General features: G+C 56.1%; 20 protein-coding genes. 13 read left to right on the top strand and 7 right to left on the bottom strand.

Annotated features, from left to right (window positions below):
* Positions 1–356 precede the first annotated feature (356 nt).
* The 5 genes from dapE to WNY39_RS08615 all read left to right on the top strand — a co-directional run bounded on the left by dapE (position 357) and on the right by WNY39_RS08615 (position 6,106).
* Positions 357–1,502: a succinyl-diaminopimelate desuccinylase gene (dapE, locus tag WNY39_RS08635; RefSeq protein WP_342845159.1), complete on the top strand. Its 1,146-nt coding sequence runs from the start codon at positions 357–359 to the stop codon at positions 1,500–1,502.
* Positions 1,499–1,921, top strand: coding sequence for a GNAT family N-acetyltransferase (locus WNY39_RS08630; RefSeq protein ID WP_342845158.1), 423 nt, complete (start codon positions 1,499–1,501; stop codon positions 1,919–1,921). Before dapE ends, WNY39_RS08630 begins: the two co-directional genes overlap by 4 nt.
* 20 nt (positions 1,922–1,941) lie before the next feature.
* On the top strand, positions 1,942–2,523 hold the full coding sequence (locus tag WNY39_RS08625; protein WP_342845398.1) for a TIGR04282 family arsenosugar biosynthesis glycosyltransferase: 582 nt from the start codon (positions 1,942–1,944) through the stop codon (positions 2,521–2,523).
* Positions 2,524–2,526: 3 nt separating this feature from the next.
* A complete protein-coding gene (gene rnr, locus WNY39_RS08620) occupies positions 2,527–4,794 on the top strand; it encodes a ribonuclease R (RefSeq protein ID WP_342845157.1) in 2,268 nt (755 codons plus the stop codon).
* Positions 4,795–4,876: 82 nt separating this feature from the next.
* Entirely contained in the window at positions 4,877–6,106 is a 1,230-nt protein-coding gene (locus WNY39_RS08615) for a lytic murein transglycosylase (protein ID WP_342845156.1), read from the top strand.
* 72 nt (positions 6,107–6,178) lie between these two features.
* Here the strand turns inward: WNY39_RS08615 and WNY39_RS08610 are convergent, their stop codons facing one another.
* The 4 genes from WNY39_RS08610 to WNY39_RS08595 form a co-directional block, all read right to left on the bottom strand.
* Positions 6,179–7,357 (bottom strand): ABC transporter permease, encoded by a 1,179-nt coding sequence (locus WNY39_RS08610; RefSeq protein WP_342845155.1) that lies wholly within the window; start codon positions 7,355–7,357, stop codon positions 6,179–6,181.
* 4 nt (positions 7,358–7,361) lie between these two features.
* Positions 7,362–9,059, bottom strand: a complete 1,698-nt coding sequence (locus WNY39_RS08605) for an ABC transporter permease (RefSeq protein ID WP_342845154.1) — start codon at positions 9,057–9,059, stop codon at positions 7,362–7,364.
* A 99-nt stretch (positions 9,060–9,158) separates the two neighbouring features.
* Positions 9,159–10,274, bottom strand: coding sequence for an extracellular solute-binding protein (locus tag WNY39_RS08600; RefSeq protein ID WP_341232698.1), 1,116 nt, complete (start codon positions 10,272–10,274; stop codon positions 9,159–9,161).
* A 111-nt stretch (positions 10,275–10,385) separates the two neighbouring features.
* On the bottom strand, positions 10,386–11,486 hold the full coding sequence (locus WNY39_RS08595) for an ABC transporter ATP-binding protein (protein WP_219580187.1): 1,101 nt from the start codon (positions 11,484–11,486) through the stop codon (positions 10,386–10,388).
* 253 nt (positions 11,487–11,739) lie between these two features.
* Between WNY39_RS08595 and WNY39_RS08590 the strand changes: the two genes are divergently transcribed.
* Positions 11,740–12,921 carry a M24 family metallopeptidase gene (locus WNY39_RS08590; RefSeq protein WP_342845153.1) on the top strand — a complete coding sequence of 394 codons (1,182 nt, stop codon included), beginning with the start codon at positions 11,740–11,742 and terminating at the stop codon, positions 12,919–12,921.
* Positions 12,918–14,072: an acetylornithine deacetylase gene (gene argE / locus WNY39_RS08585; protein ID WP_342845152.1), complete on the top strand. Its 1,155-nt coding sequence runs from the start codon at positions 12,918–12,920 to the stop codon at positions 14,070–14,072. The genes WNY39_RS08590 and argE overlap by 4 nt, the downstream gene beginning before the upstream one ends.
* Before the next feature lie 33 nt (positions 14,073–14,105).
* Here argE and WNY39_RS08580 read toward each other — a convergent pair whose 3' ends face one another.
* Together WNY39_RS08580 and WNY39_RS08575 are read right to left on the bottom strand one after the other, a co-directional pair.
* The gene (locus WNY39_RS08580; protein WP_342845151.1) at positions 14,106–15,536 is read right to left on the bottom strand and encodes an aspartate aminotransferase family protein; all 1,431 of its coding nucleotides are present in this window, start codon (positions 15,534–15,536) and stop codon (positions 14,106–14,108) included.
* A gap of 92 nt (positions 15,537–15,628) precedes the next feature.
* Positions 15,629–16,309, bottom strand: a complete 681-nt coding sequence (locus WNY39_RS08575) for a GntR family transcriptional regulator (RefSeq protein ID WP_342845150.1) — start codon at positions 16,307–16,309, stop codon at positions 15,629–15,631.
* 146 nt (positions 16,310–16,455) lie between these two features.
* Here WNY39_RS08575 and WNY39_RS08570 point away from each other — a divergent pair, with 146 nt between their 5' ends.
* The 6 genes from WNY39_RS08570 to WNY39_RS08545 all read left to right on the top strand — a co-directional run bounded on the left by WNY39_RS08570 (position 16,456) and on the right by WNY39_RS08545 (position 23,157).
* Entirely contained in the window at positions 16,456–17,541 is a 1,086-nt protein-coding gene (locus WNY39_RS08570) for a polyamine ABC transporter substrate-binding protein (protein WP_341232693.1), read from the top strand.
* 86 nt (positions 17,542–17,627) lie between these two features.
* Entirely contained in the window at positions 17,628–18,755 is a 1,128-nt protein-coding gene (locus tag WNY39_RS08565) for an ABC transporter ATP-binding protein (RefSeq protein WP_342845149.1), read from the top strand.
* 2 nt (positions 18,756–18,757) lie between these two features.
* On the top strand, positions 18,758–19,633 hold the full coding sequence (locus WNY39_RS08560) for an ABC transporter permease subunit (RefSeq protein ID WP_342845148.1): 876 nt from the start codon (positions 18,758–18,760) through the stop codon (positions 19,631–19,633).
* Positions 19,630–20,451 (top strand): ABC transporter permease subunit, encoded by an 822-nt coding sequence (locus tag WNY39_RS08555; protein WP_342845147.1) that lies wholly within the window; start codon positions 19,630–19,632, stop codon positions 20,449–20,451. Before WNY39_RS08560 ends, WNY39_RS08555 begins: the two co-directional genes overlap by 4 nt.
* Positions 20,448–21,776, top strand: coding sequence for an FAD-binding oxidoreductase (locus WNY39_RS08550; protein ID WP_342845146.1), 1,329 nt, complete (start codon positions 20,448–20,450; stop codon positions 21,774–21,776). The genes WNY39_RS08555 and WNY39_RS08550 overlap by 4 nt, the downstream gene beginning before the upstream one ends.
* 61 nt (positions 21,777–21,837) lie before the next feature.
* On the top strand, positions 21,838–23,157 hold the full coding sequence (locus tag WNY39_RS08545; protein ID WP_342845145.1) for a UDP-glucose/GDP-mannose dehydrogenase family protein: 1,320 nt from the start codon (positions 21,838–21,840) through the stop codon (positions 23,155–23,157).
* Here WNY39_RS08545 and WNY39_RS08540 read toward each other — a convergent pair.
* A complete protein-coding gene (locus WNY39_RS08540; protein WP_342845144.1) occupies positions 23,154–23,819 on the bottom strand; it encodes a flagellar hook capping FlgD N-terminal domain-containing protein in 666 nt (221 codons plus the stop codon). The genes WNY39_RS08545 and WNY39_RS08540 overlap by 4 nt on opposite strands.
* Positions 23,820–23,830: the final 11 nt, after the last annotated feature.

Genomic DNA, 23,830 nt, shown 5'->3' with positions numbered 1-23,830 from the left:
CACGATGTCAGAGAACAAAACACTGGTGCTGCGGCAGTACGATACCGTTGGATCGCTGTTCTGGGATGTTTTGACGCTGCCATCATGCCTGTCACCTTAACGCGTAGATGAGGCGACAGATATCAGCATGACCCACAGGGTTTGCCCCCGCAAATGGCCAGATTTAGTTTTGATGGATGACCCGGTTTTCCGGTGTCACGCCTGCTGATGCCCTGCCTCGGGTAATATTATTGTGGCCAAGGTAGCATGGAAATTGGCCGACTGTTATCATTTTCGGTGTCATCCCCCTTGGCACCGCGCCTTTTTCGCCACAAGTGTAGGGAAACCAATAGAAATCATACCTAAAGGATCCCACAATGACGCATATTGACCCCGTCGATCTTACCGCAAAGCTGGTGAAATGCCCTTCGGTGACGCCTGCGGATGCAGGGGCCCAGGACATTCTGCATGATTTGCTAAGCGACGCTGGGTTTGAATGTACGTGGGCGGATCGCGGCGGTATTCGCAATCTGTTCGCCCGCTGGGGCAACAAGGGCAACACGCGCTGCTTCGGGTTCAACGGGCATACGGATGTGGTGCCCATTGGGAATGAGACGGATTGGACCTATCCGCCCTTTGGCGCAGAAATCAAAGACGGGGTCATGTACGGGCGCGGCACGACGGATATGAAATCCGGCGTTGCAGCCTTTGCTGCCGCTGCGGTGGATTTCGTGCGCGACACCCCGCCTGACGGGTCGATCGTGCTGGCCATCACCGGAGATGAGGAAGCTGAGGGCATTGATGGCACCAGTGCCTTGCTGGATTATATGGCGCAGGCTGGCGAGCGGATGGATGTTTGTCTGGTGGGCGAACCCACATGCCCCAATAAAATGGGCGAGATGATCAAGATTGGCCGCCGTGGATCGCTGAACGCGCATTTCCGTATCGTAGGCAAGCAGGGCCATTCCGCCTATCCGCACCGCGCCAATAACCCGCTGCCTGCGATGATGCGTTTGATGGATCAGCTTGCGTCGCACACCCTTGATGAAGGGACCGATCATTTTGACCCGTCCACGCTGGCGGTGGTCACGGTTGATACCGGAAATCCGGCCACCAATGTAATTCCTGCCGAGTGCCGCGCGACCGTCAATATCCGGTTCAACGACACGCATTCCGGCGCAAGCCTGACCAAGTGGCTGGAAGATCAGGTTGCCACCATCCGCGACGCTTTCGGTGTGGTGATTGAATTGAAAGTGAAAATTTCCGGCGAAAGCTTTATCACACCTCCGGGCGCTCTGTCTGATCTGGTGTCCAAGGCGGTTGCTGCCGAAACTGGCGTGACGCCCGAACTATCGACGACGGGCGGCACATCTGACGCGCGGTTTGTGAAAAACCACTGTCCCGTCGTTGAATTTGGCCTTGTCGGGCAATCCATGCATGCCGTGGATGAAAACGTCGAAGTCGCGCAAATTCACCAGCTCAAGGCGATCTACACACGGATTCTGACGGATTATTTCGCATGAGTATCGAGATTGCAGTCAGCGATGATCTGGCCAGTTGTCATCTGCTGCGCCGGATCGTGTTCATCGAAGAACAGGGCGTTTCAGAAGCTGATGAAATGGATGATCTTGATGCTGATGGTATTCACATCTTGGCGACGGAAAACGCAATTCCGATTGGCACGGCCCGCCTTCATATCAAGGGCGATGTCGCCAAAATCGGCCGTGTTTGTGTCTTGAAATCACATCGCGGGACGGGGCTGGGGGCCGCCCTGATCCACGCCGCGATTGACGTGGCACGTGAACATTCAAGCGTGAAAACAGTCAAACTGGGCGCGCAGGTTCATGCGTTGGGTTTTTATGAAAAACTGGGCTTTGTCGCGCAGGGGCCGATCTTTGATGATGCAGGGATCGATCACCGCGAAATGGTGCTGTCGCTTTGAGAAAGGGCACACTGGTTATCATGGTCAAGGAACCGCGTCCCGGTCGGGTGAAAACGCGCTTGGGTCGTGATCTGGGGATGACCGCCGCCGCGTGGTGGTTTCGCCATCAAACCCGCCGCTTGATCCGTACCATCCAAGACCCGCGCTGGAACGTGGTGCTTGCTGTGACGCCTGATCGCGCGGGCCTAACCAGTCGCGTTTGGCCCGACCATATCGCGCGGGTGCCGCAGGGCCACGGCAATCTGGGCGACCGAATGGCGCGGATGTTGCGGGGGGCACCGGCGGGGCCTGTCTGTGTGATCGGTGCGGATATTCCCGGCATTACCCGCGCTGAAATTGCCAAGGCGTTTCAGGCGTTGGGCGGGCATGATGCCGTTTTCGGGCCTGCGCCGGATGGCGGGTACTGGCTGATCGGGCTGAAACGCACCCGCGCTGTGCCGCCGGGTTTGTTTGATGGCGTGCGCTGGTCGTCGGAATATGCGCTGGCCGATACCATCGCGACCTTGCCAGATCACCGCATTGCAATAATCACGACCTTGCAAGACGTAGATACAATCGACGATTTGCCCATGACGAACCGGGGTACGCGTGCTACCTGCTAAAGCATGAGCAAAATACCATCCAAGCCCGAGATCCTTGATTGGATCGCCGCCAATCCAACCCTGACCGCCAAGCGTGACATCGCAAAGGCGTTCGGGATCAAAGGTGCTGCGCGTATCGATCTTAAACGTGTGCTGAAAGAGCTGGAAGCCGACGGCCATCTTGAAAAGCGCAAACGTAGCTATAGCGACCCTGATCGCCTGCCGCCGGTGTCTGTGTTGCAGATCATTGGCCCCGACAATGACGGCGATCTGTTTGCCAAGCCGATGGAATGGGCAGGCGAAGGGGTGGAACCCGTTGTGCTGGTCATTCCCCGTGCATCCGACCCCGCATTGGGGGCGGGCGACCGCATTCTGGCGCGCCTGACCTTGGTCACGGGCGAGGATTACCATTACGAGGCACGATTGATCCGCCGGATCGGGGCTAACCCGCAAAAGGTGCTGGGCATCTTTCGCAAGACAACCGAAGGCGGCCGGATTGTTCCCATCGACAAAGGTGGCGACAAGGAATGGACCGTTGCATCCGACGCGACTTACGGGGCCAAAGATGGCGAGTTGGTCGAGGCCGAACAAGCTGGCCCCAAGGGCCGTATGGGCCTGCCGCGCGCGCGGATCGTCGACCGTTTAGGCGACCCGTCTGCGCCCAAGGCCGTATCGCTGATCGCCATTCACCAGCACGGTATCCCAGATGCCTTCCCGGATGATGTGATCGCCGAGGCTGACGCGGCCAAGCCCGTAGGCTTGAAAGGTCGCGAAGACCTGCGTGATATGCCGCTGATTACGATCGATCCGTCCGATGCGCGGGATCATGATGATGCGTGCTATGCCCATGCGGATGAGGACCCCAAGAACGAGGGCGGCCATGTGGTTTGGGTCGCGATTGCGGATGTGTCGGCCTATGTCACACCCGGATCGGCGCTGGACCGCGAGGCGCGTAAGCGCGGCAATTCCACCTATTTCCCCGACCGTGTGGTGCCGATGTTGCCCGACCGTTTGTCGGGCGATCTGTGTTCCCTGCACGAGGGCGTGCCGCGTGCCTGTATCGCTGTGCGTATGGTGCTGGATGCCAAGGGTCAAAAGGTCAGCCACAGCTTTCACCGTGGTTTGATGCGATCCCCCGCGTCGCTGCATTATGAGGAAGTGCAGGAGGCCATCGAAGGCCGACCAAATGACCGCACAGGGCCTTTGCTAGAGCCTGTTCTAAAGCCGATTTATGCCGCCTATGCCGCGCTGAAAACGGCTAGAGCCGAGCGCGAGCCCCTTGATCTGGACCTGCCAGAGCGGCGGATTGAGCTGGACCCGGACGGGACCGTTAAATCGGTGAATTTCAAGGATCGGTTGGATGCACATCGTCTGATCGAGGAATTCATGGTGTTGGCAAATGTCGCCGCCGCCGAAACCTTGGTGGCAAAGAAAACACCGCTGCTGTTCCGCATTCACGAAGAACCGACTTTGGCCAAGCTGGATGCCTTGCGTGAAACGGCGCAGGCGGCGGGATACACGCTGGGCAAGGGTCAGGTTTTGCATACGCGCCATCTGAACAAGTTGCTGAACGATGCGGCGGGTTCGGACGATGCCGAGTTGATTAACCTGTCGACCCTACGGTCGATGACCCAAGCCTATTACGGCCCCGCGCATATCGGGCATTTTGGTCTGGCGCTGCGGTCTTATGCGCATTTCACCTCGCCTATCCGGCGTTATTCCGATCTGATTGTTCACCGTGCTCTGATCACTGCGCATGGCTGGGGCAAGGATGGCCTGTCGCCCCAAGACATTGAAGAAATTGAACAAACCGGCGCACATATCTCGGACACCGAACGTCGTTCAATGACGGCTGAGCGGGACACGACCGACCGCTATCTTGCCGCGTATCTGTCTGAACGTGTGGGCAATGAGTTCTCGGGCCGGATCAGCGGTATCGCGCGGTTCGGGGCCTTTGTGAAGCTGGATGAAACCGGTGCGGATGGTCTGCTGCCGATGCGGTCCTTGGGTCGGGAATATTTCCATTTCGACCCCGAGGCGAACACCCTGATGGGGTCTGATACCGGGATTTTGATCGGCATTGGCCAGCGTGTAACCGTGCGTTTGACCGAAGCTGTACCTGTCACAGGCGGTATCGCGCTTGAGCTGCTGACACTGGACGGCAAGGCGCTGCCACAAGGCGGGCGTGGTGGGCGCGGGCCAGCCGGGCGAACCAACCCGAAGCGCAAAGGTGTCAAAGCCAAGCGGAAGGCCGACAAGGTCAAACGCAAGGTGAAACGGACACGGCGGTAGTCTGCGCATGACCTTGGCGGGGCTTTCTGGGGCGTCAGTTTGCCGATACGCTTGAGGTCAGAAGCAGGGTAGGAAACTGATAATGAGTGTTCGGGTTTGGGTATTGGCCGCGTTGTTCGCCTTGGGGGCCGGGGTTGGTCCTGTCGTGGCGCAAACAGTTGCAGATCAGAGTGTGGCAGGGGATGATGCGGGCCTCCAACTCTGGTTGGTTGATTTTCGCCCACGTGCATTGGCAGCTGGGATCGATGCTGCAGTGTTCGATGCGGCGATCAAAGGCGTCACATATGACGAAAACGTCATTCGCCGTGACCGCAACCAATCCGAATTTACCAAAACCATCTGGGATTATCTGGAAACCGCGACCTCGGATTTAAGGATCGCAAACGGCAAAGCGGCGCTTGAACGTCAGGGCGCTGCGCTTGCGGAAATCGAAGCGCAATACGGTGTAGATAAAGAAGTGGTTGTCGCCATTTGGGGGCTGGAAAGCGCTTACGGGACGTTTCGAGGCAGGGATGGCGTGATCGGTTCGCTTGCGTCTTTGGCCTATGACGGGCGGCGGCAGGCGTTCTTTGAAGCCGAGCTTTTGGAGGCTTTGAAAATCCTGCAGGCGGGCGATACCAGCCCTGCCAAGATGACCGGCAGTTGGGCTGGCGCGATGGGGCATACGCAATTTATGCCATCGTCCTTTCAGCGCTACGCCGTGGATTTCACCAAAGATGGCAAGCGTGACATCTGGGGCGATGACCCCCGTGATGCGCTGGCATCGACGGCGGCCTATCTAAAACATTTCGGTTGGACCTTTGGGCAGCCTTGGGGTGTTGAGGTGACGCTGCCTGACGGGTTCGACTATCTGCTGGCGGACCGCAAAATTCTGAAAACGCCCGCAGAATGGGCGGCGATTGGTGTCACGAATACCCGCGGCGGCACCGTTCCCGATCATGGCCCTGCGTCCATTTTGCTGCCGGGTGGTGCTGAGGGTGCGGCATTCATGATCTTTTCGAATTTCGAGGTGATCGAGCGGTATAATACCGCGGATGCCTATGTGATCGGTGTTGGCCATCTAAGCGACAGGATCGCCGGGGGTGCACCGATTGCGCATAGTTGGCCGCTGCAAGATCGGGCGCTGACCTATGACGAGCGGATTGAGCTGCAAACGCAGCTCACCGCGCTTGGGTTCGATACGGTAAAGATTGACGCCAAAATTGGCCCGTTGACGATCAATGCGGTGCGGAATTTCCAAACAGCGCAGGGGCTATTGCCGGATGGCTATGCGTCGCTGCGGCTGTTGGAGCGTGTTCGGGCGGCACGGTAGAAAAGAAAAACCCAAAACCCCTGCGGGTTTTGGGCATGCCTTCGGCGAGGATTTTAGTCCATTTGGAAGAGTTTAGGCGGGGGACATCCCGCGCAGACGTTCCGAACGGCGGCGGAGCAATTCAACCACTGTCAGCAAGCAGATCGAGATGCCCACCAGAATGGTTGCAACCGCCAAGATGGTTGGGCTGATTTGTTCACGCAAGCCGGTGAACATTTGCCATGGCAGGGTTTTCTGGCCTGCGGAGCCAACGAAGAGCACCACGACGACTTCGTCGAATGAGGTGATGAAGGCGAAGAGACCACCCGAGATTACACCCGGCAAGATCAGTGGCATTTGCACGCGGAAGAAGGTCGTGACGGGATTCGCGCCCATGTTTGCAGCCGCGCGGGTAAGCGAGCGGTCAAAGCCCACCAGTGTTGCCGTGACGGTGATGATGACAAAGGGGATGCCCAAGGCCGCGTGGGCGAGAACCACGCCGAGGTAGGTGCCTTGCAGGCCAACGCGGCTGTAGAAGAAGTACATGCCAGCGGCGGAAATGATCAGCGGTACAATCATTGGCGAGATCAGGATTGCCATGATCGCACGGCGGAACGGCACGTGTGGCTGACTAAGGCCGATTGCGGCAAGCGTGCCGAAGGAGACCGAGAGGAGTGTCGCTGCCGGTGCGATCTTGATCGAGTTCATCACGGCACCTTGCCAGTCGGAGCTGTTAAAGAAATCGCGGTAGTGTTTGAGCGAGTAACCAGCCGGATCAAAGCTGAGCATTTCCGGGGTGAAGGTAAAGAAATTCTCGGCGTTGAAGCTGAGGGGCATCACGACCAGAATTGGTGTGATGAGGAAGATAAAGATCGCCCCGCAGATCACCCGAAATGCAAAGTGCCACAACACCTGACCGGGGGTCAGATAGGGGGCGACTTTGGCGCGGTAGCGTCCCTCGAATAGCCAGAAACTGAACCAGCCAAAGAACCACCCAAAAGCAGCACCGATAACGAGGCCCGGGATACCCGCCATGAAATAGCCGACAATTGCGACGATAATCGTAGTGGCCCAGCGACCAAGTTTTTCGTGTTTAACGATCTGCGTGAGCACAAAGGCCAGCGCGCCGGCGAGGATGGCCCCGACGATAACGCCCAGAAAACCACTGCCGTTGGCGGTACCAACAAAGAGACCGGCGATGGCCCCTGCGGCTGCGACCACTGGCACATAGAATGAAACGGGTTTGCGAGAGATTGGTGTGAGTGCGACCATGTCCTTAGCCCCCCAGTTTCACGTTATCGATGCCGACGATTTTGTCATAGGCATAGTAGAGGCCCAGAACGACCGCGAGCAGGATGGCACCCAACGCCGCCGCGAGACCCCAGTTCAGAGAGCTGGAGATGTGGTAGGCGATGCGGTTCGAGATAAAGGTACCGGTTCTGCCGCCGACGATCTCGGGTGTGATGTAATAGCCGATCGACAGGATGAAAACGAGGATCGACCCGGCCCCGATGCCCGGTACAGATTGCGGGAAGTAGACCCGCCAGAAGGCTGTCCAGTTGGTGGCCCCCAGGGATTTCGCAGCACGCAAATAGCTGGGTGGTACGGTTTTCATCACCGAATACAAAGGCAAGATCATAAAGGGCAGCAAGATATGCGTCATCGCAATAATCGTGCCGGTTTGGTTGTTGATCAATGCCAATCGGCTGTCATCGGCGACAACACCCAGCCAGACCAGCGTATCATTTATGACCCCTTGTTGTTGCAACATGACCTTCCAAGCGGAGGTGCGCACGAGGAGCGATGTCCAGAATGGCAAGAGCACAAGGATCATCAGCAGGTTTGCGGTGCGTGCGGGCAGGTTGGCCAAGATCCAGCCGATAGGGTAGCCCAGCAAAATACAGCTAAGTGTAATGCAGACTGACATGAACAGCGTCCGCTTGAACAGGGTCCAGTAGATGCGTTCATCTTCGGGGCGCAGTGCAGGGCCATCAGGGGTTTTCTGCATGTCCACCGCGTTCAGGAAATACCCGTTTGTAAATTTCGGGCTGTAGGTCGAAATGGTTTGCCAGATCGGCAACTCTCCCCAGTCTTTGTCGATATCGGAAAAGGCTTGCATGTAATCGACTGTGGCAAAGCTTGGCGCGGCTGTGGCGGCTTGGGCCAGTTCGGTGGCACCGGGCCCCGCGTAGCTGGCGATTTGTGCAGCTGTTGGCCCGTTCAGGTCATCATAGAAGGCGGAATAGATCAGCGGCCATGGATCTTCTTTGTACAGGTTGTCTTCGTCCTCGTTCTGGACGAAATCGGCAAAGAGCAGATAGTAGCTGGCTGTTTCCGGCAGGATATCGGCGATACCGTCGCGCATTTCAAAAAGTGGCTGCGCGTCGCCTGAGGCTTTCTTCCAGTCTTTCATGGCGGCAAGCCACGCGTCAGACGCTAGAACATCATTCCAGTTTTCGCCCTTTTTCCAAAAGGCGTTCAGGTCTTCGAACTGGTCTTGGTAGACTTCGCCGATGTCATCAACGCCGCGGCCCGATTTACGGAACAAGGACGACGCGCCGGTCAGTTCATAGTTAAGACGAGACCCCAGACGCGTGTGCAATTTGCGTTCCTGGGCGACATAGATGTCTTGGTAGAGCGATTTATAGACTGTTTGATCGGGTAATTCGCCGCCTTCACTGTCCCAGTTTTTCAACTCGGTTGTGGTGCGGGGGAGGGTCTCTTGGACGATCTGGTTTTCGACCGATCGAAACAACATATCTGCGATTGGTGCAATGAACGTGACCAACACAAAGATCAGCAAAGGCGCGATGAGTAAAAGCGCGCTGATCTTTTGGCGGCGTAATGCGCGGTTCAGGCTGCGCTTGAGCGGTGTGCCATCGGCGGCAAGCATTGGGCCGGTGTATTCTTCTTCGGCGCGTTCTGCCTCGAGGGCAGAATTTGGTGCTGTGGTCGCGTTGTTTACATCGCTCATATCGGCCCCATAGGGTTGGATCGTCGTGAAAATCGGAAAAGGTATAAACGTTTTGGGGTGGAGAGGGCCAAGCTGGCCCTCTCCGATAGGTCTAGACGCTTATTGCGCCAACCATGCCTGGAACTTCGCGTCGATATCGTCGCGGTAGTCGGCCCAGAACTCGTAGTTATACAGGAACGTGTTTTGAGCATTCGCTGGATCGGTTGGCATGTGCGGTGCCATGTCGATGCCCATGTCTGCGTGCTGACCCACCAAAGGAGCGGAGGACAAACGTGCAGGACCGTAGCTGATGTATTTGGACTGATCGGCCAGACGCTGTGTGTCTGTCGCGTATTTTACAAAGTCCATGACGCGGGCCAGACGGTCATCTGGCAGGCCTGCTGGAATGATCCAACCGTCAAGGTCAAACACCTGAGCATCCCAAAGCATTGCAACGGGTTGCTTTTGCTCTTCGATCACGCTGAACAGGCGACCGTTATATGTGGAACCCATAACGATTTCGCCATCGGCCAACAGCTGAGGCGTGTCAGCGCCAGCGGACCACCAGATAACGTCGTCTTTGATGGTGTCCAGTTTGGCCAGTGCCTTTTCCTGACCTTCTGGTGTGGCCAGAACGTCATATACGTCGGCCTTGTCTACGCCGTCACAAAGCAGGGCCCATTCCATGTTGTTGATTGGACGCTTTTCCAAGGAACGCTTGCCTGGGTACGCTTCCAGATCGAAAACGTCACAGATTTTCGAAGGAGGCGTGTCGCCTACCATGTCTGTGCGGTAACCGAATGTGGTCGAGTATACGATTTGCGGGATAAAGCAGTCGCTGACCAGCAGATCGCCAAAGTCGTCGGATGCGGATGTGCCATCGGGTGCTGCGGCCAGCACTTCGTCGGCATCGATTTCCATGGCAAGGCCTTCGTCGCACAGACGAATGGCATCAGCCGCTACGACGTCGACCAGATCCCATGTTACGTTGCCAGCTTCGTTCATGGCGCGCAGTTTGGCCACGGCTTCAGCCGAGCTTTCGTCCCAAACGGCTGTCACGTCGGGGTGCATTTCCAGATAGGGCTGAACATATGCTTTATCTTGGCTGGCTTGGTATGCGCCACCCCAGGAAACAAGTGTCATCTCTTTGGCCATGTTGCCGTGTGCATCGGCAAAGGCCAATGTACCAGCGCCAACAATCGCAGAAGAAGCGAGTAGCGTTGTTGTAAATTTCATTAGATAGTCTCCCAACTATTGCCCGTTTAGTTCTTGAGGATGTGATAACGGGCTTAACCACAGCCTCTTGGTGTGCGACCCTAAATCAGGGCCGCAGTCCGTCTCTCGACGTTAAGCGTCAAGCGCACGGCAATCCTCTGCCAGCCAACCGATTTCGATTTGTTGGCCCGGCTTCAAGCGCACCTGATCGGGTGCGTTGCGGGTTTTGATAATAAAGTTGTCGGTGCCAGCGACACGCAGGCGGGTGCGGAAAATGTCGCCCATATAGACGAATTCCAGCACTTCGGCTTTCAGGGTGTGCGCGCCTTCTGGCATGCGATCTTTGTTAAACTCAACGCGTTCCGGGCGGATCGATACGCGGGTGCGTTCGCCTGCTTGAGTCACGTTGATCGGTTTGGCCTCGATCAGGCCGCCACCGTCCAGTTGCACCAGACAGGTGCCGCCTTTAATCTCTTTTACAACGCCTTCCAGCGTGTTGTTTTCGCCGATGAATTGCGCGACGAAGCTGTTCTCGGGCTCTTCATACAACAAATCTGGCGGTGCCAGTTGCTGGATGCGACCGTTTTCGAAAACCGCAACACGGTCTGACATTGTCAGCGCTTCGGTTTGGTCGTGGGTCACGTAAACCACGGTGATGCCCAGTTCATGCGCAAGATGCGTGATTTCAAACTGCAAGGTTTCACGCAGTTGTTTGTCCAAGGCACCAAGCGGTTCATCCATCAGGACCAGTTCGGGTTCAAACACCAAGGCACGGGCCAAAGCCACACGCTGCTGTTGACCACCAGAAAGCTGCGCAGGACGGCGACCGCCAAAGTCACCCATCTGCACGCGATCCAGCGCGATCTTTACTTTTTCTTCACGGTCGGACTTGCCCATCTTGCGGACTTCCAACGGGAAGGACAGGTTTTCGGCAACTGTCATATGCGGGAACAAGGCATAGTTTTGGAACACCATGCCAATGCCGCGTTTGTGTGGTGGGATGTTGTTGATTGATTTCCCATCAAGGCGAATATCGCCGTGGGTGGCTGTTTCAAACCCTGCGAGCATCATGAGGCAAGTCGTCTTGCCCGACCCCGATGGCCCTAGCATTGTCAGAAATTCGCCCTTTGGCATCGACAGGTTCAGGTCTTTGACGACAAGATTTTCACCGTCATAGCTTTTCTGCACGCGTTCGAATTCGACAAACGCATTTGTTGCTGAAGTATCTGCCAAAAGCTGGCTCCCCGTTTATTTTGACGTTCATGCGCCCTTGTTGACAGAAAGTTAAAACCGTCCGGGTTGTAGTTTGCAACCAATTATCACGGGTTTGATGGAAAACCGTGCAATTGCAGGACAAATTCCCGCAAATTTAGCAAATTCAGTTGATCTGACTGCAGATTAGGCAGGTTTGGTTTCGTTATTTCATTGCTGCTGTCGAAAAGCTGGCCCAAGCTGGTCTTTGATACGTTGTTTAAGGATATCAATAATGCCGGCCATCGACCTTCCATTTTCCCCAATAGAATATAGCCGCCGCCTAGAGCTGGTGCGCAGCGAAATGGCGGCGCGGGGCTTGGACGCCTTGTTTGTGACGGACCCCAGCAACCAGGCGTGGCTAACCGGATACGACGGATGGTCATTTTATGTGCATCAAGGCGTAATTGTTTTGCCGGACGCCGATCCGATCTGGTGGGGCCGCAACCAAGACACCAATGGCGCGTTGCGAACGGTGTGGATGGGCCCCGATTCTGTGCGGGGTTACGCGGATGGCTTTGTACAATCTACCGAACGGCACCCGATGCAAGACCTCGCGGTTCATCTGGCAGCGGCGGGGGTAGAGGCGGGGCGCATCGGCGTCGAAATGGACAACTACTATTATTCCGCCAAGGCGCATGCATCGCTGTGTGAAAGCCTGCCCAAGGCGCAGGTGGTTGATGCCACGGCGTTGGTGAATTGGAAGCGCACGGTTAAATCCGAACCGGAACTGGCGTTTATGCGCAAAGCAGCGTTGATTTCCGAAAAAATCGTTGATGGGCTGCTTGAACGGGTTGAACCGGGCGTGCCGAAGAATGAAATCGTTGCCGAGATTTATCGCGACGCAATTCGCGGCGTTGACGGGGCGTGGGGGGATTACCCTGCGATCGTTCCTTTGCTGCCATCAGGGTCAGACGCCGCCGCGCCGCATTTGACATGGGATGGCAGACCCTTTGCGACGGGCGAGGCGACATTCTTTGAAATCTCAGGGTGCTATCGCCGATATCACGCACCGTTCTGCCGGACGCTGTTCCTAGGCACGCCGCCCGATTTCCTGAAGCGCGCCGAGGCGGCATTGGTCGAAGGGTTGGAAGCCGGTTTGAAAAAAGCCCGCGCTGGAAACCGCGCCTGCGATGTTGCAAATGCGCTGGCAGCGCCGCTGGAAAAGGCGGGGATCGAACGCGGCGCGCGCTGCGGTTATCCCATCGGCCTGAGCTATCCACCGGATTGGGGCGAACGCACGATATCGCTGCGCGCCGAGGATGAGACCGTGCTTGAGCCGAACATGACCTTCCATTTCATGCCCGGTCTTTGGATGAAGGATTGGGGGATCGAGATCACCGAAAGCATCCGTATCCGCGAAGATGGCGCTGCCGAGACGTTCTGCAACAGACCCCGGCAGATGTTCGTAAAATGACGCTGCAAGCCACCGTTGATCTGCTGGACCGGCTGATCGCGTACCCGACCGTTTCAACCGATAGCAATCTTGAACTGATCATCGACCTGTCCGGCAGGCTGCAATCGCTGGGCGCACGGACCCATATCTTTGGCGATGAAACCGGGTCCAAGGCCACGTTGTTCGGGTCATTGGGGCCGGATGCGCCGGGCGGCGTGTTGCTGTCGGGGCATTCCGATGTCGTGCCGGTGACCGATCAGGATTGGTCAAGCGACCCGTTCCAGATGCGTCAGGCCGATGGGCGGCTTTACGGCCGCGGCACCTGCGATATGAAGGGGTTTATAGCGGCAACTGTTGTGATGGCGGAACACTATGCCGCCTTGCCGCTAAAACGCCCGGTCCATTTTGCGTTTACCTATGACGAAGAAACCGGATGTCTGGGCGCGCAGGCATTGATACCCGAGCTGAACCGTCTTGGCATCAAGCCTGACATCGCCATCATCGGCGAACCGACCGAGATGCGCGTGATCGAGGGGCATAAAGGCTGCTGTGAATATACCACGCGGTTTGAGGGGCTTGAGGGGCACGGGTCCTCCCCCGATCTGGGTGTGAATGCCGCTGAATATGCCGTGCGCTATGTCACAAGGTTGATGGCGCTGCGCGAGGATTTGCGCGCCCGTGTCCCCGAGGGCAGCCGATTTGATCCACCCTATACCACAATCAATATTGGCGGAATTCGTGGCGGACATGCGCATAATGTGATCGTCGGCAAGGCTGAGGTCGATTGGGAGTTCCGCCCGGTGCAAACGCGTGATTTTCGGTTCGTCAAAGAGACGATGGAGGCGTTTGTCGAACAGGATTTGCTGCCGCAAATGCGAGCGGTGTACCCGCAGGCCGATATCTCGACCGAGACATTGGGCGAGGTCGTGGGCCTTGAGCCGATGAGCGAAAACGCAGCGCGTGATCTTGTGGCGGGTTTGGTGGGCGCGAACGGGGCTGACGTTGTCCCCTTTGGCACCGAGGCAGGCCTGTTTCAGCAGATGGGCATGGACGTGGTCGTTTGCGGGCCGGGGTCCATTGCGCAGGCGCATAAGCCCGATGAATTCGTCAGCCTTGATCAGCTCGAAAGCTGCCTTGGTATGTTGGAACGTCTTGGTCAGAGGTTGGTGTAGGGGCGCAAGGATACCTCGCGCCCCGAAAGAGATTTAGCCCAAAGGCGAGTCGGCGTCGTGAATGTGGTCTTCGGCCGCGTGCAGCAGATCGTCGTCCTTGAGCGCGGTATAGGTTTCATCCAGCGCTTTCGTCGCGCGGGTCATAAAGATGTCGATTTCCTCGGGCGTGATCACCAGCGGCGGGGAGATGATCATCCGATCGCCCACGTGACGCATAACCAGATTGTTGGCAAAACAGCGTTCGCGGCACATATAGCCGACGGTGCCTGTGGCCCCCGCGAATTTTGACCGCGTTTCCTTGCGCGGGCTTAGGGGCAGGGATGCCATCAGGCCCGATACGTTGACGCCCCCCACAAGCGGGTGTTCGGCCAGTTTATCCAACCCTTCCTGAAGGGCAGGTGCCGCCACGTTGTTGACGTGGTCCAGGATGTTTTCATCTTGCATGATGCGCAGGTTTTCCAACGCCACGGCGGAACAGACCGGATGACCGGAGTAAGTGTAGCCGTGGTTGAATTCGCCTGAACCGATCACTTCGGCGATTTCATCACAGACAATGGACCCACCGATGGGCTGGTAACCAGAGCTGAGGCCTTTGGCGATCGTCATGATGTGCGGTTTGATCCCCATGGTTTGCGAGCCGAACCAATTACCGGTGCGGCCAAATCCACAGATCACCTCGTCTGCGATGATCAGAACATTGTATTTATCGCAAATGCGTTGGATTTCCGGCCAGTAGGTGCTGGGCGGCACGATAACGCCGCCCGCGCCTTGGACGGGTTCACCGATAAAGGCCGCGACATTGTCTGCACCCAGCTCAAGGATTTTCGCCTCAAGCTCTTGGGCGCGGGCAAGGCCGAATGCCTCGGGTGTTTGATCGCCGCCTTCGGCCCACCAATCGGGTTGGTTGATATGGTGGATGCCCGGGATCGGCATGCCGCCTTGTTCGTGCATATAGGTCATACCGCCCAGCGACCCCGACCCCATCGACGACCCGTGATAGGCGTTCTTGCGACTGATGATGTGGGATTTTTCCGGTTTACCCTTCATCGCCCAATAGGTGCGCACCATGCGGATGTTGGTATCGTTCGCCTCGGAGCCGGAACCGGCAAAGAACACGTGGTTCAGATCACCGGGCGCGAGCTTTGCGATTTCTGTGGCCAAGGCGATTGCCGGTACATGGGATGTCATGAAGAACGTGTTGTAATAGTTCAGTTCAAGCATCTGGCGCGCTGCGACGTCGGCCATTTCCTGACGGCCATAGCCAATGTTCACGCACCAAAGGCCCGCCATCCCATCAAGGATTTCATTGCCCTCGCTGTCGGTCAGGTAAACGCCTTTGGCCTTGGTGATGATGCGCGCGCCTTTGGCGGCCAATTCATCATTTGTGGTAAACGGGTGCATATGATGCGCGGCGTCCAGCGCCTGCAATTCAGCCGTGGGTAAGTGATTGGTAATGTAGGACATGTTTATGCACCTCAGAAGTGTGGGAGACGGTTACGCGCAGAATATGATCAAATTATGCGGAGTCAATCGAATCAGATCAAATCCACGTTGGATTAGACAGAGGCCTGAATCTGGCGGATGCCTTGGCTGACATCCTCGGCCATTGCTTGGGCTGCTGCATCAGGGTTGTTCGCGCGAAATGCGTCTAATAGGTCGGCGTGTTTGTCGGGCAAATTCGATGTGCCAAAGCGGCCGCATACGACCCTTAGCGATGGCCCAAAGCGGAGCCACAAGCGGTCAACGGTTTCGGCCATGATCGGTGCATCGGCACAGCGGTAAATCTTGGAATGGAACAGATAGTTTTGCGTCAGGTATTCGCCAATATCGCCACGCAAGATGGCCTCGTTCAGCGCGTCGTCAATCTGTTTGAGGGTCTCCAAAGTGTCCTTGGTCATGCGCATTGTCGCACGTCGCGCAAGCTCTGCCTCCAGCGTTTTTCGCATAAAACCGAGCTCTTCAACGCCTTCAGGTGACAGGACCGGCACTGAAACGCGGCGGTTCCCCTGATGTATCAACGCGCCTTCGGCAATGAGGCGGCGTAATGCTTCGCGGACGGGTGTCATGCCCGCGCCCAGCGCCGTGATTAACCCTTGAATTGTCACCGGCTGTCCGGGTGCCAGATCGCCAAACAGTATCTGGCTGCGCAGTTGCTGATAGACGTGCTGATGAGCGGGAATTCGTGCGCCTGCCGCTTGGATCGGCGTGGGGGATGTTTGTACGTCAGAACGGATCATTCAATATGCCCAAAAACTGTTCAGTTCGTGTTGCTTGCGCTATCGGCGCCTGCGTGAAATCATAAATTATCTTGTCGTAAGACGCAAAACTTGATCAAATTGACCAAAGGTCTGGATCAACCAAGCCTATCTAACGGGAGCAAAGAATGAAATATCGTATTCTAGGGGGCGTTGCCGCCACCGCAATGATCGCCACAAGCGCGCTGGGCGAGGAAGTCCGGGTTTATAACTGGTCCGACTACATCGACGAATCCTTGCTTGAGAAATTCGAAACCGAAACCGGCATTGATCTGATCTATGATGTCTTTGACAGCAACGAAGTGCTTGAAACCAAAATGTTGGCTGGCGGGTCCGGCTATGATGTCGTTGTGCCATCGGGCACGTTCTTGCAGCGTCAGATCTCGGCCGGTGCCTTTCAAAAGCTGGATAAATCTAAGCTGACGAATATCGATAACATGTGGGACGTCATTGACGACCGCGTGTCGAAATATGACCCCGGCAACGAATATGCGATCAACTATATGTGGGGCACCACCGGTCTGGGCGTGAACATCAACAAGGTCAAAGAAGTCCTGGGTGATGACGCGCCTATAGATTCGCTGGCGTTGGTTTTGGACCCGGCGAACATGGAAAAGCTAGCTGAATGTGGTGTTCAATTCCTGGATGCCCCGGCAGAGATGATCCCTGCTGCGCTGAAATTCCTGGGCGAAGACCCTGATGCGCAAGACCCTGAAATCATCGCCAAAGCTGAGCCCGTGCTGGCCGCAATTGCACCGTTCGTTCAGAAATTCCACAGCTCTGAATACATCAACGCCTTGGCCAACGGCGATATCTGCGTGGCCTTTGGGTGGTCGGGCGATATTCTGCAGGCACGTGACCGCGCAGCTGAGGCGGATAACGGCGTAGAGATCGAATATTATGCACCGAAAGAGGGTGCTTTGATGTGGTTCGACAACATGGCGATCCCTGTGGACGCGCCCAATCCGGACGCCGCGCATAAATTCCTGAACTTCATCATGGATGCGCAGAACATGGCCGCAGCGTCGAACTATGTTTACTATGCGAATGGCAACAAGGCGAGCCAGGAGTTTCTGGTCGAAGACGTGATCGGGGATACCGCGATTTACCCAGACGCGGCGACACTGGAAAACCTCTATACAACGTCGCCTTATGCGCCCAAGGTTCAACGTGTTGTGACGCGTCTTTGGACCAAGGTTAAATCCGGCACCTAAGCTGGTTCTGACAGGGCAAGGTCACCCGGCCTTGCCCCTTTTCCGCCCCCGCCGCCTGTCGGACTGTGCAAAGGAATGCCCCCTAAGTGAGCCAGAAAATTTTCGCCCCTTGGGATAACCCGAATGAAAAGCCGCTGATCCGGTTTGAGAATGTCACCAAGCAGTTTGGTGATTTCACTGCGATCGACGATCTGACACTGAACATCTACGAGAAAGAATTTTTTGCGCTGCTGGGGCCGTCGGGCTGCGGCAAGACCACGATGATGCGTATGCTGGCCGGTTTTGAAAATCCGACCTCGGGCAAGATGGAACTGGCGGGCAAGAACATCGCCGGTATTCCGCCCAACAAGCGGGCGGTGAACATGATGTTCCAATCCTATGCGTTGTTTCCGCATCTAAGTGTTTGGGAAAATATCGCCTTTGGCCTTAAGCGCGGCGACATGGACAAACGCGCCATTGCCACCCGTGTCGAAGAGATGCTTAAGCTGACGCGACTGAGCAAGTTTGCAGGCCGAAAACCGCATCAGATTTCAGGCGGCCAGCGTCAGCGGGTTGCCCTTGCGCGGTCCTTGGCCAAGGCACCAAAGCTGCTGCTGTTGGATGAACCGCTTGGCGCTTTGGACAAGAAGCTGCGGCAAGATACCCAGTTCGAGCTGATGGATATCCAAGAAAGCACGGGTACGACATTTGTCATTGTGACCCACGACCAAGAAGAAGCGATGACCGTCGCAAGCCGGGTCGCGGTGATGGACGAAGGGCGTATCATTCAGGTGGCAACGCCCGATGGTATATATGAGGCCCCCAATTCCGTTTATGTCGCTGATTTCATCGGGGACGTGAACATTATCGAAGGAACGGTGAAACCTGCGGGGGATGGTATGTACTCGCTCGCTTGGGCCGAGAATGAGCCGCCGTTTTTGGCGACCTCGGATGTGCCGTTCAGCGACGGGCAAAACGCGCATCTTGCCATTCGACCGGAAAAAATCTTGATCACCACCGAAAAACCCGAAGAAGCCAAGAATGCCGTGCAGGGCAGCGTGTTGGATATTGCCTATCTGGGCAACCTCAGCACCTATTATGTTCAGCTGGCGGGCGGGCAAATCATCAAGGCGCAGACGGCAAACACCCGTCGTCTCTCCCGGCGGAGTATCACCTGGGAGGATAAAGTCTGGATCTCGTGGAACGCGACAGCTGGCGTGCTGTTAGCGGAATGAATATGCGGCGCTTTTTCCTGATCGCGGTGCCGTATGGCTGGCTATTGGCGCTGTTTCTGATCCCGTTCTTTATCGTGTTCAAGATATCGCTGTCTGATTTGGCACTGTCTATTCCGCCCTATACGCCGACGATGAAAGACGGCTTTGGCCAGATGATCAAAGCCTTTGATTTTGAGAACTTTGTTTTTCTGACGACAGACGATCTCTATTGGAAGGCCTATCTTAGCAGCCTTAAGATCGCGTTGATTTCGACGGTTCTGGCGCTGCTGGTCGGGTATCCGATGGCCTACGGTATGGCCCGTGCGCCCGAGGAATGGCGGCCAACCTTGATGATGTTGGTGATCCTGCCGTTCTGGACCAGCTTTCTGATCCGCGTCTATGCGTGGGTCGGCATCCTAAGCAACGAGGGGTTCCTGAACCAGTTTTTGCTGTGGACCGGTCTGATTTCGACCCCGCTGACCATTATGAACACGACCACGGCCGTCTATATCGGGATCGTCTATACGTATCTCCCTTTCATGATCCTGCCGATTTACGCAGCACTTGACCGATTGGATGAATCCCTGATCGAAGCCGCCGAAGATTTGGGATGTTCGCGCATCAAGGCATTCTGGCTGGTGACAATTCCGCTGTCTCGTAACGGTATTGTCGCGGGTTGTTTTCTGGTCTTTATCCCCGCGCTAGGTGAATTTGTCATTCCATCGCTTTTGGGCGGTTCCGGCACATTGATGATCGGCAAGGTTCTGTTCGAGGAATTCTTTAACAACCGCGATTGGCCTGTGGCCAGCGCCGTTGCTGTGATCTTGTTGCTGATCCTGATCGTGCCGATCATTCTGTTCCAGCGCAACCAGCAGCGCCAAGCGGAGGCCGATACATGAGACGTACAAGCTGGTTCAACGTCACATCGCTGACCCTTGGGTTTGCGTTCTTGTACCTGCCGATGGTTTTGCTGGTTATCTACAGCTTTAACAGTTCGAAACTGGTGACAGTCTGGGCAGGGTTTTCGACCAAATGGTATGGCGAGCTGGTCCAGAACGAGGCATTTTTGGATGCTGCGCTGGTCACGCTAAAGGTGGCCGTGGCGTCATCAACTCTGGCCACTATACTGGGCACAATGGCGGCCTATGTGCTGGTGCGGGGCGGGCGGTTCTTGGGGCGTACGTTGTTCTCGGGCATGATCTATGCGCCGCTCGTGATGCCCGAAGTGATCACGGGTCTGTCGCTATTGCTGTTGTTCATCGGATTGGGGTTGGACCGTGGCGTGCTTACCATCGTCTTGGCGCATACTACGTTTTCGATGTGTTACGTGTCGGTCGTTGTATCATCGCGCTTGGTGTCGTTTGACCGCTCGCTTGAGGAAGCAGCCCTTGATCTGGGGTGCTCGCCCTTTGATGCGTTCCGGCTTGTTACATTGCCCATCATTGCACCGGCTGTGATTTCGGGCTGGTTGCTTGCGTTCACCTTGTCGCTGGATGACTTGGTGATTGCATCGTTTACCACTGGCCCTTCTTCCACCACCCTCCCGATCAAGATCTGGAGCGCGGTGCGTTTGGGCGTGTCGCCCGAGATCAACGCATTGTCGACGATCATGATCGGTATCGTTACAGTGGGTGTGATTAGTGCTTCGTTGATTTCCAAGCGTAATGCGGTCAAAGCACAACAGGAGATGCAAGCAGCGGAACGTGGGGCAACTTGAAGCGTATTTTCGATGACTTCGCTTACAGCGATACACCGCGGGCTTATTGCTGGTGGGATGAAACCTGTGAGGATGTAGCCCGGCCGTCTTTGGACCGGGACGAAACCTGTGATGTTGTAATCATCGGTGGCGGCTTCACGGGGCTGTCAGCGGCCTTGCGTCTGGCGCAGGCGGGCGTAAAGGTCATCGTCCTAGAAAACCGTTATGTCGGCTGGGGTGCTTCGGGGCGCAACGGCGGGTTTTGCTGTCTTGGTGGCGGTCGCCTAAGCGACCAAGCGCTTGATCGGAAGTTCGGCCGCGACAGCCGGATTGCCTTTCGGCAAGCAGAATTGGCTGCGGTCAAAATGGTCGAAACCCTAGCGACAGAACATAATATCGAGATTGATCGCCATTCCGAAGGCGAGACCGAGCTGGCACATCGCCCCAAGGAAATGGCGGCTTTGCGTGCGCGTGTTCCGGAAATCAAGGAAAACTACGGCCTTGATGCGACGCTGATCGAAAAGCGGGAGCTTGCAGCGCACGGGCTGAGCGGCGATTTCCACGGTGCGCTGACCATCCCTGCCGGTTTTGCCTTGAACCCACGGAAATATGTGACGGGCCTCGCCGCTGCGGCCGAACAGGCAGGCGCGGTTATTTACCACAACACAACGGCGCAAAACATCGTCAAGACATCCAGCGGGTACCAAGTTCAGACAAAAATCGGATCTGTCAAAGCGAAGAACCTGCTTGTCGCGACGAACGGATATTCCTCGGAAGATATGCCAGATTGGCTGGCGGGCCGATATATGCCCGCGCAATCCAGCGTGATTGTAACCCGTCCGCTGACCGACGATGAGATCAACGCGGCCGGCTGGTTTAGCAATCAAATGGTCTATGACAGTAGGTACCTTTTGCATTATTTCAGGTTGATGCCTGACCGCCGGATGCTTTTTGGGATGCGTGGCGCGTTAATGACGGGCCCGGCGGCCGAAGCACGCGCAATTGCTAACGTCCGGCGGGAGTTCGAACAGTTCTTTCCAGCCTGGAGACATGTCGAGACGCCCTATGGCTGGTCCGGCATGGTCTGTCTGGCCCGCGACCACATGCCATTCGTAGGGGAAGTGCCTGATAACAAAGGTATGTATGCAAGCCTTTGTTACCATGGAAACGGCGTTGCGATGGGAACCTATTGTGGCGCGCTTGCGGCCAGCGCCATATTGGAAGAAACCGATACGCTCCCCTTCCCGGTGGCAGTCAAAACGCCCCTATCCCAATTCGAGTTTGGTGGATTCCGGCGGGCGTTGTTGCCGTTTGCCTATCTGTGGTATGGGCTCGCTGATCGATAGCGCATGTTTCCGAACATGCGTCGTACTAATTGATATCAATAGAATTTGAGGGGGTCGACCTATGAAGATTGCGATGATTGGCACAGGTTACGTCGGTTTGGTTTCCGGTGTTTGTTTTTCTGATTTTGGTCATGACGTTGTTTGCGTCGACAAAGACCCAAATAAAATTGCTCTGCTTGAGAAAGGGATTGTTCCGATTTTCGAGCCCGGTCTTGATGATCTGATGGCGAAAAATGTTAACGCTGGCCGGCTGTCCTTTTCCATAGATTTGCAAGCGGCAGTCGATGGTGCTGATGCTGTGTTTATCGCGGTTGGAACGCCGACCCGTCGGGGCGACGGGCATGCTGATCTGACCTATGTCATGGCCGCCGCGACCGAGATTGCGGATGCCTTGACCGGCTATGCGGTGATCGTGACGAAATCGACCGTTCCCGTCGGTACGAACCGGCAGGTACAAGAGGTCATTTCCAAAGCGAACCCCAAAGCCGAATTTGATATTGCGTCAAACCCCGAGTTTCTGCGCGAAGGGGCCGCGATCGATGATTTCATGCGCCCGGACCGTGTTGTTGTTGGCGTTGAAGATGCGCGTGCCGCTGAAGTGATGGGCGCGATTTACCGCCCACTATCACTCCGTGAATTTCCAATCATGTTTACCGATTTGGAAAGCGCCGAAATGATCAAATACGCGGCCAACGCATTTCTTGCGATGAAGATCACATTCATCAACGAGATCGCGTCGCTTTGCGAGCGTACCGGCGCAGATGTTAAAATGGTTTCCAAGGGGATGGGCCTTGATAATCGGATCGGCTCAAAGTTTTTGCATGCGGGCCCCGGTTATGGCGGAAGCTGTTTTCCCAAAGATACGCAGGCACTTGCACGTATGGGCCAAGATCACTCTGTCCCGATGCAGTTGACCGAAACGGTTATCAAGGTGAACGACGAGGTGAAACGCAGGATGGTCGATAAGGTGGTCGATATCTGTGGTGGATCGGTAAATGGCAAAACAATTGCTGTTCTTGGCGTTACGTTCAAACCCAACACGGACGATATGCGCGATGCGCCCAGCCTTACAATCGTGCCCGCGCTTGTCGGAAACGGTGCAAAGGTGCGTGTGGTGGACCCTCAAGGCAAGCACGAGGGCGAGGCCCTATTGCCGGGCGTTTCCTGGCTCGACGATGCGTATCTTGCTGCTCAAGACGCAGATGCATTGGTGATCTTGACCGAGTGGAATGAATTCAGGGCGCTGGATTTGAAGCGGATGGCAGACCGCATGTCGACGCCCGTCATGGCAGATTTGCGCAATATCTATACCCCCAAAGATGCCGAAAATGCTGGGTTTAATGCCTATGTTTCCATCGGTCGCCAAGGTTTTGGTATTTAATCGGCCTCTCGCAATGCGGTGACATCGGTCGTTGAAATCTTGCTCCCGCCCGCAAGAATCAGATGTGTGGAACCTTCTTCGATCCTCGCTTCTGTGATGCGTGAATATGTTGCGGCTTCTGTCTCATTGATCAATTCCCCGGCCTTAAAGCTTTCTACCTTGAAACTGTAATTCCCGCTCGGAAAGGCCGCGCCGGTTGACGAAAGGCCGGCCCATTGTACAGGCTCGTCAGATACGGGAATAAGGCCTCGCTGCACTTCTGCGCCTTGCGCGTTGTAGGTGACCAGTTCAGCACGATCTGCCCCCGCAGCCGGGGTCGGCAGCACAGTGATGGGGGTGCCGTTGAATTCGGCGGGGGCAGATGTGCGTGCCTCCATCCCGATCCAACTTGCGATTTGGCTGATGCCGCCGCCGCTAAGCTGCGCTGACAAGGCGGTAAGCAGATCATTTGAGAGCACCTGCTGTTCAACCATCGAAAACTGCGCCAACTGCGCAGAGTATTCGGAGCTATCAATAGGTTCCAGCGGATCTTGATAGCGCGCCTGCGTGGTCAGCATTTGTAGAAATGTTTCAAAATCGGATGAAATGACGCTTTTGGGTTTTACGGCAGTTGCGGGGGGCTGTGTTGTCGCAGCGGAAAAATTCGGTTCGGTGACTGTCATGTAAATTTCTT

This window comes from Sulfitobacter sp. AS59 (assembly GCF_038899995.1).
Classification (GTDB): domain Bacteria; phylum Pseudomonadota; class Alphaproteobacteria; order Rhodobacterales; family Rhodobacteraceae; genus Sulfitobacter.
The sequence above is the reverse complement of the archived record's forward strand: the minus strand, read 5'-3'. Positions and strand labels throughout refer to the sequence as shown.

What these genes read in the sequence shown, in the direction of transcription:
- dapE (WP_342845159.1), top strand. Translation starts at nt 357, where the DNA reads ATGACGCATATTGACCCCGTCGATCTTACCGCAAAGCTGGTGAAATGC.
- WNY39_RS08630 (WP_342845158.1), top strand. Translation starts at nt 1,499, where the DNA reads ATGAGTATCGAGATTGCAGTCAGCGATGATCTGGCCAGTTGTCATCTG.
- WNY39_RS08625 (WP_342845398.1), top strand. Translation starts at nt 1,942, where the DNA reads ATGGTCAAGGAACCGCGTCCCGGTCGGGTGAAAACGCGCTTGGGTCGT.
- rnr (WP_342845157.1), top strand. Translation starts at nt 2,527, where the DNA reads ATGAGCAAAATACCATCCAAGCCCGAGATCCTTGATTGGATCGCCGCC.
- WNY39_RS08615 (WP_342845156.1), top strand. Translation starts at nt 4,877, where the DNA reads ATGAGTGTTCGGGTTTGGGTATTGGCCGCGTTGTTCGCCTTGGGGGCC.
- WNY39_RS08610 (WP_342845155.1), bottom strand. Translation starts at nt 7,357, where the DNA reads ATGGTCGCACTCACACCAATCTCTCGCAAACCCGTTTCATTCTATGTG.
- WNY39_RS08605 (WP_342845154.1), bottom strand. Translation starts at nt 9,059, where the DNA reads ATGAGCGATGTAAACAACGCGACCACAGCACCAAATTCTGCCCTCGAG.
- WNY39_RS08600 (WP_341232698.1), bottom strand. Translation starts at nt 10,274, where the DNA reads ATGAAATTTACAACAACGCTACTCGCTTCTTCTGCGATTGTTGGCGCT.
- WNY39_RS08590 (WP_342845153.1), top strand. Translation starts at nt 11,740, where the DNA reads ATGCCGGCCATCGACCTTCCATTTTCCCCAATAGAATATAGCCGCCGC.
- argE (WP_342845152.1), top strand. Translation starts at nt 12,918, where the DNA reads ATGACGCTGCAAGCCACCGTTGATCTGCTGGACCGGCTGATCGCGTAC.
- WNY39_RS08580 (WP_342845151.1), bottom strand. Translation starts at nt 15,536, where the DNA reads ATGTCCTACATTACCAATCACTTACCCACGGCTGAATTGCAGGCGCTG.
- WNY39_RS08575 (WP_342845150.1), bottom strand. Translation starts at nt 16,309, where the DNA reads ATGATCCGTTCTGACGTACAAACATCCCCCACGCCGATCCAAGCGGCA.
- WNY39_RS08570 (WP_341232693.1), top strand. Translation starts at nt 16,456, where the DNA reads ATGAAATATCGTATTCTAGGGGGCGTTGCCGCCACCGCAATGATCGCC.
- WNY39_RS08560 (WP_342845148.1), top strand. Translation starts at nt 18,758, where the DNA reads ATGCGGCGCTTTTTCCTGATCGCGGTGCCGTATGGCTGGCTATTGGCG.
- WNY39_RS08555 (WP_342845147.1), top strand. Translation starts at nt 19,630, where the DNA reads ATGAGACGTACAAGCTGGTTCAACGTCACATCGCTGACCCTTGGGTTT.
- WNY39_RS08545 (WP_342845145.1), top strand. Translation starts at nt 21,838, where the DNA reads ATGAAGATTGCGATGATTGGCACAGGTTACGTCGGTTTGGTTTCCGGT.
- WNY39_RS08540 (WP_342845144.1), bottom strand. Translation starts at nt 23,819, where the DNA reads ATGACAGTCACCGAACCGAATTTTTCCGCTGCGACAACACAGCCCCCC.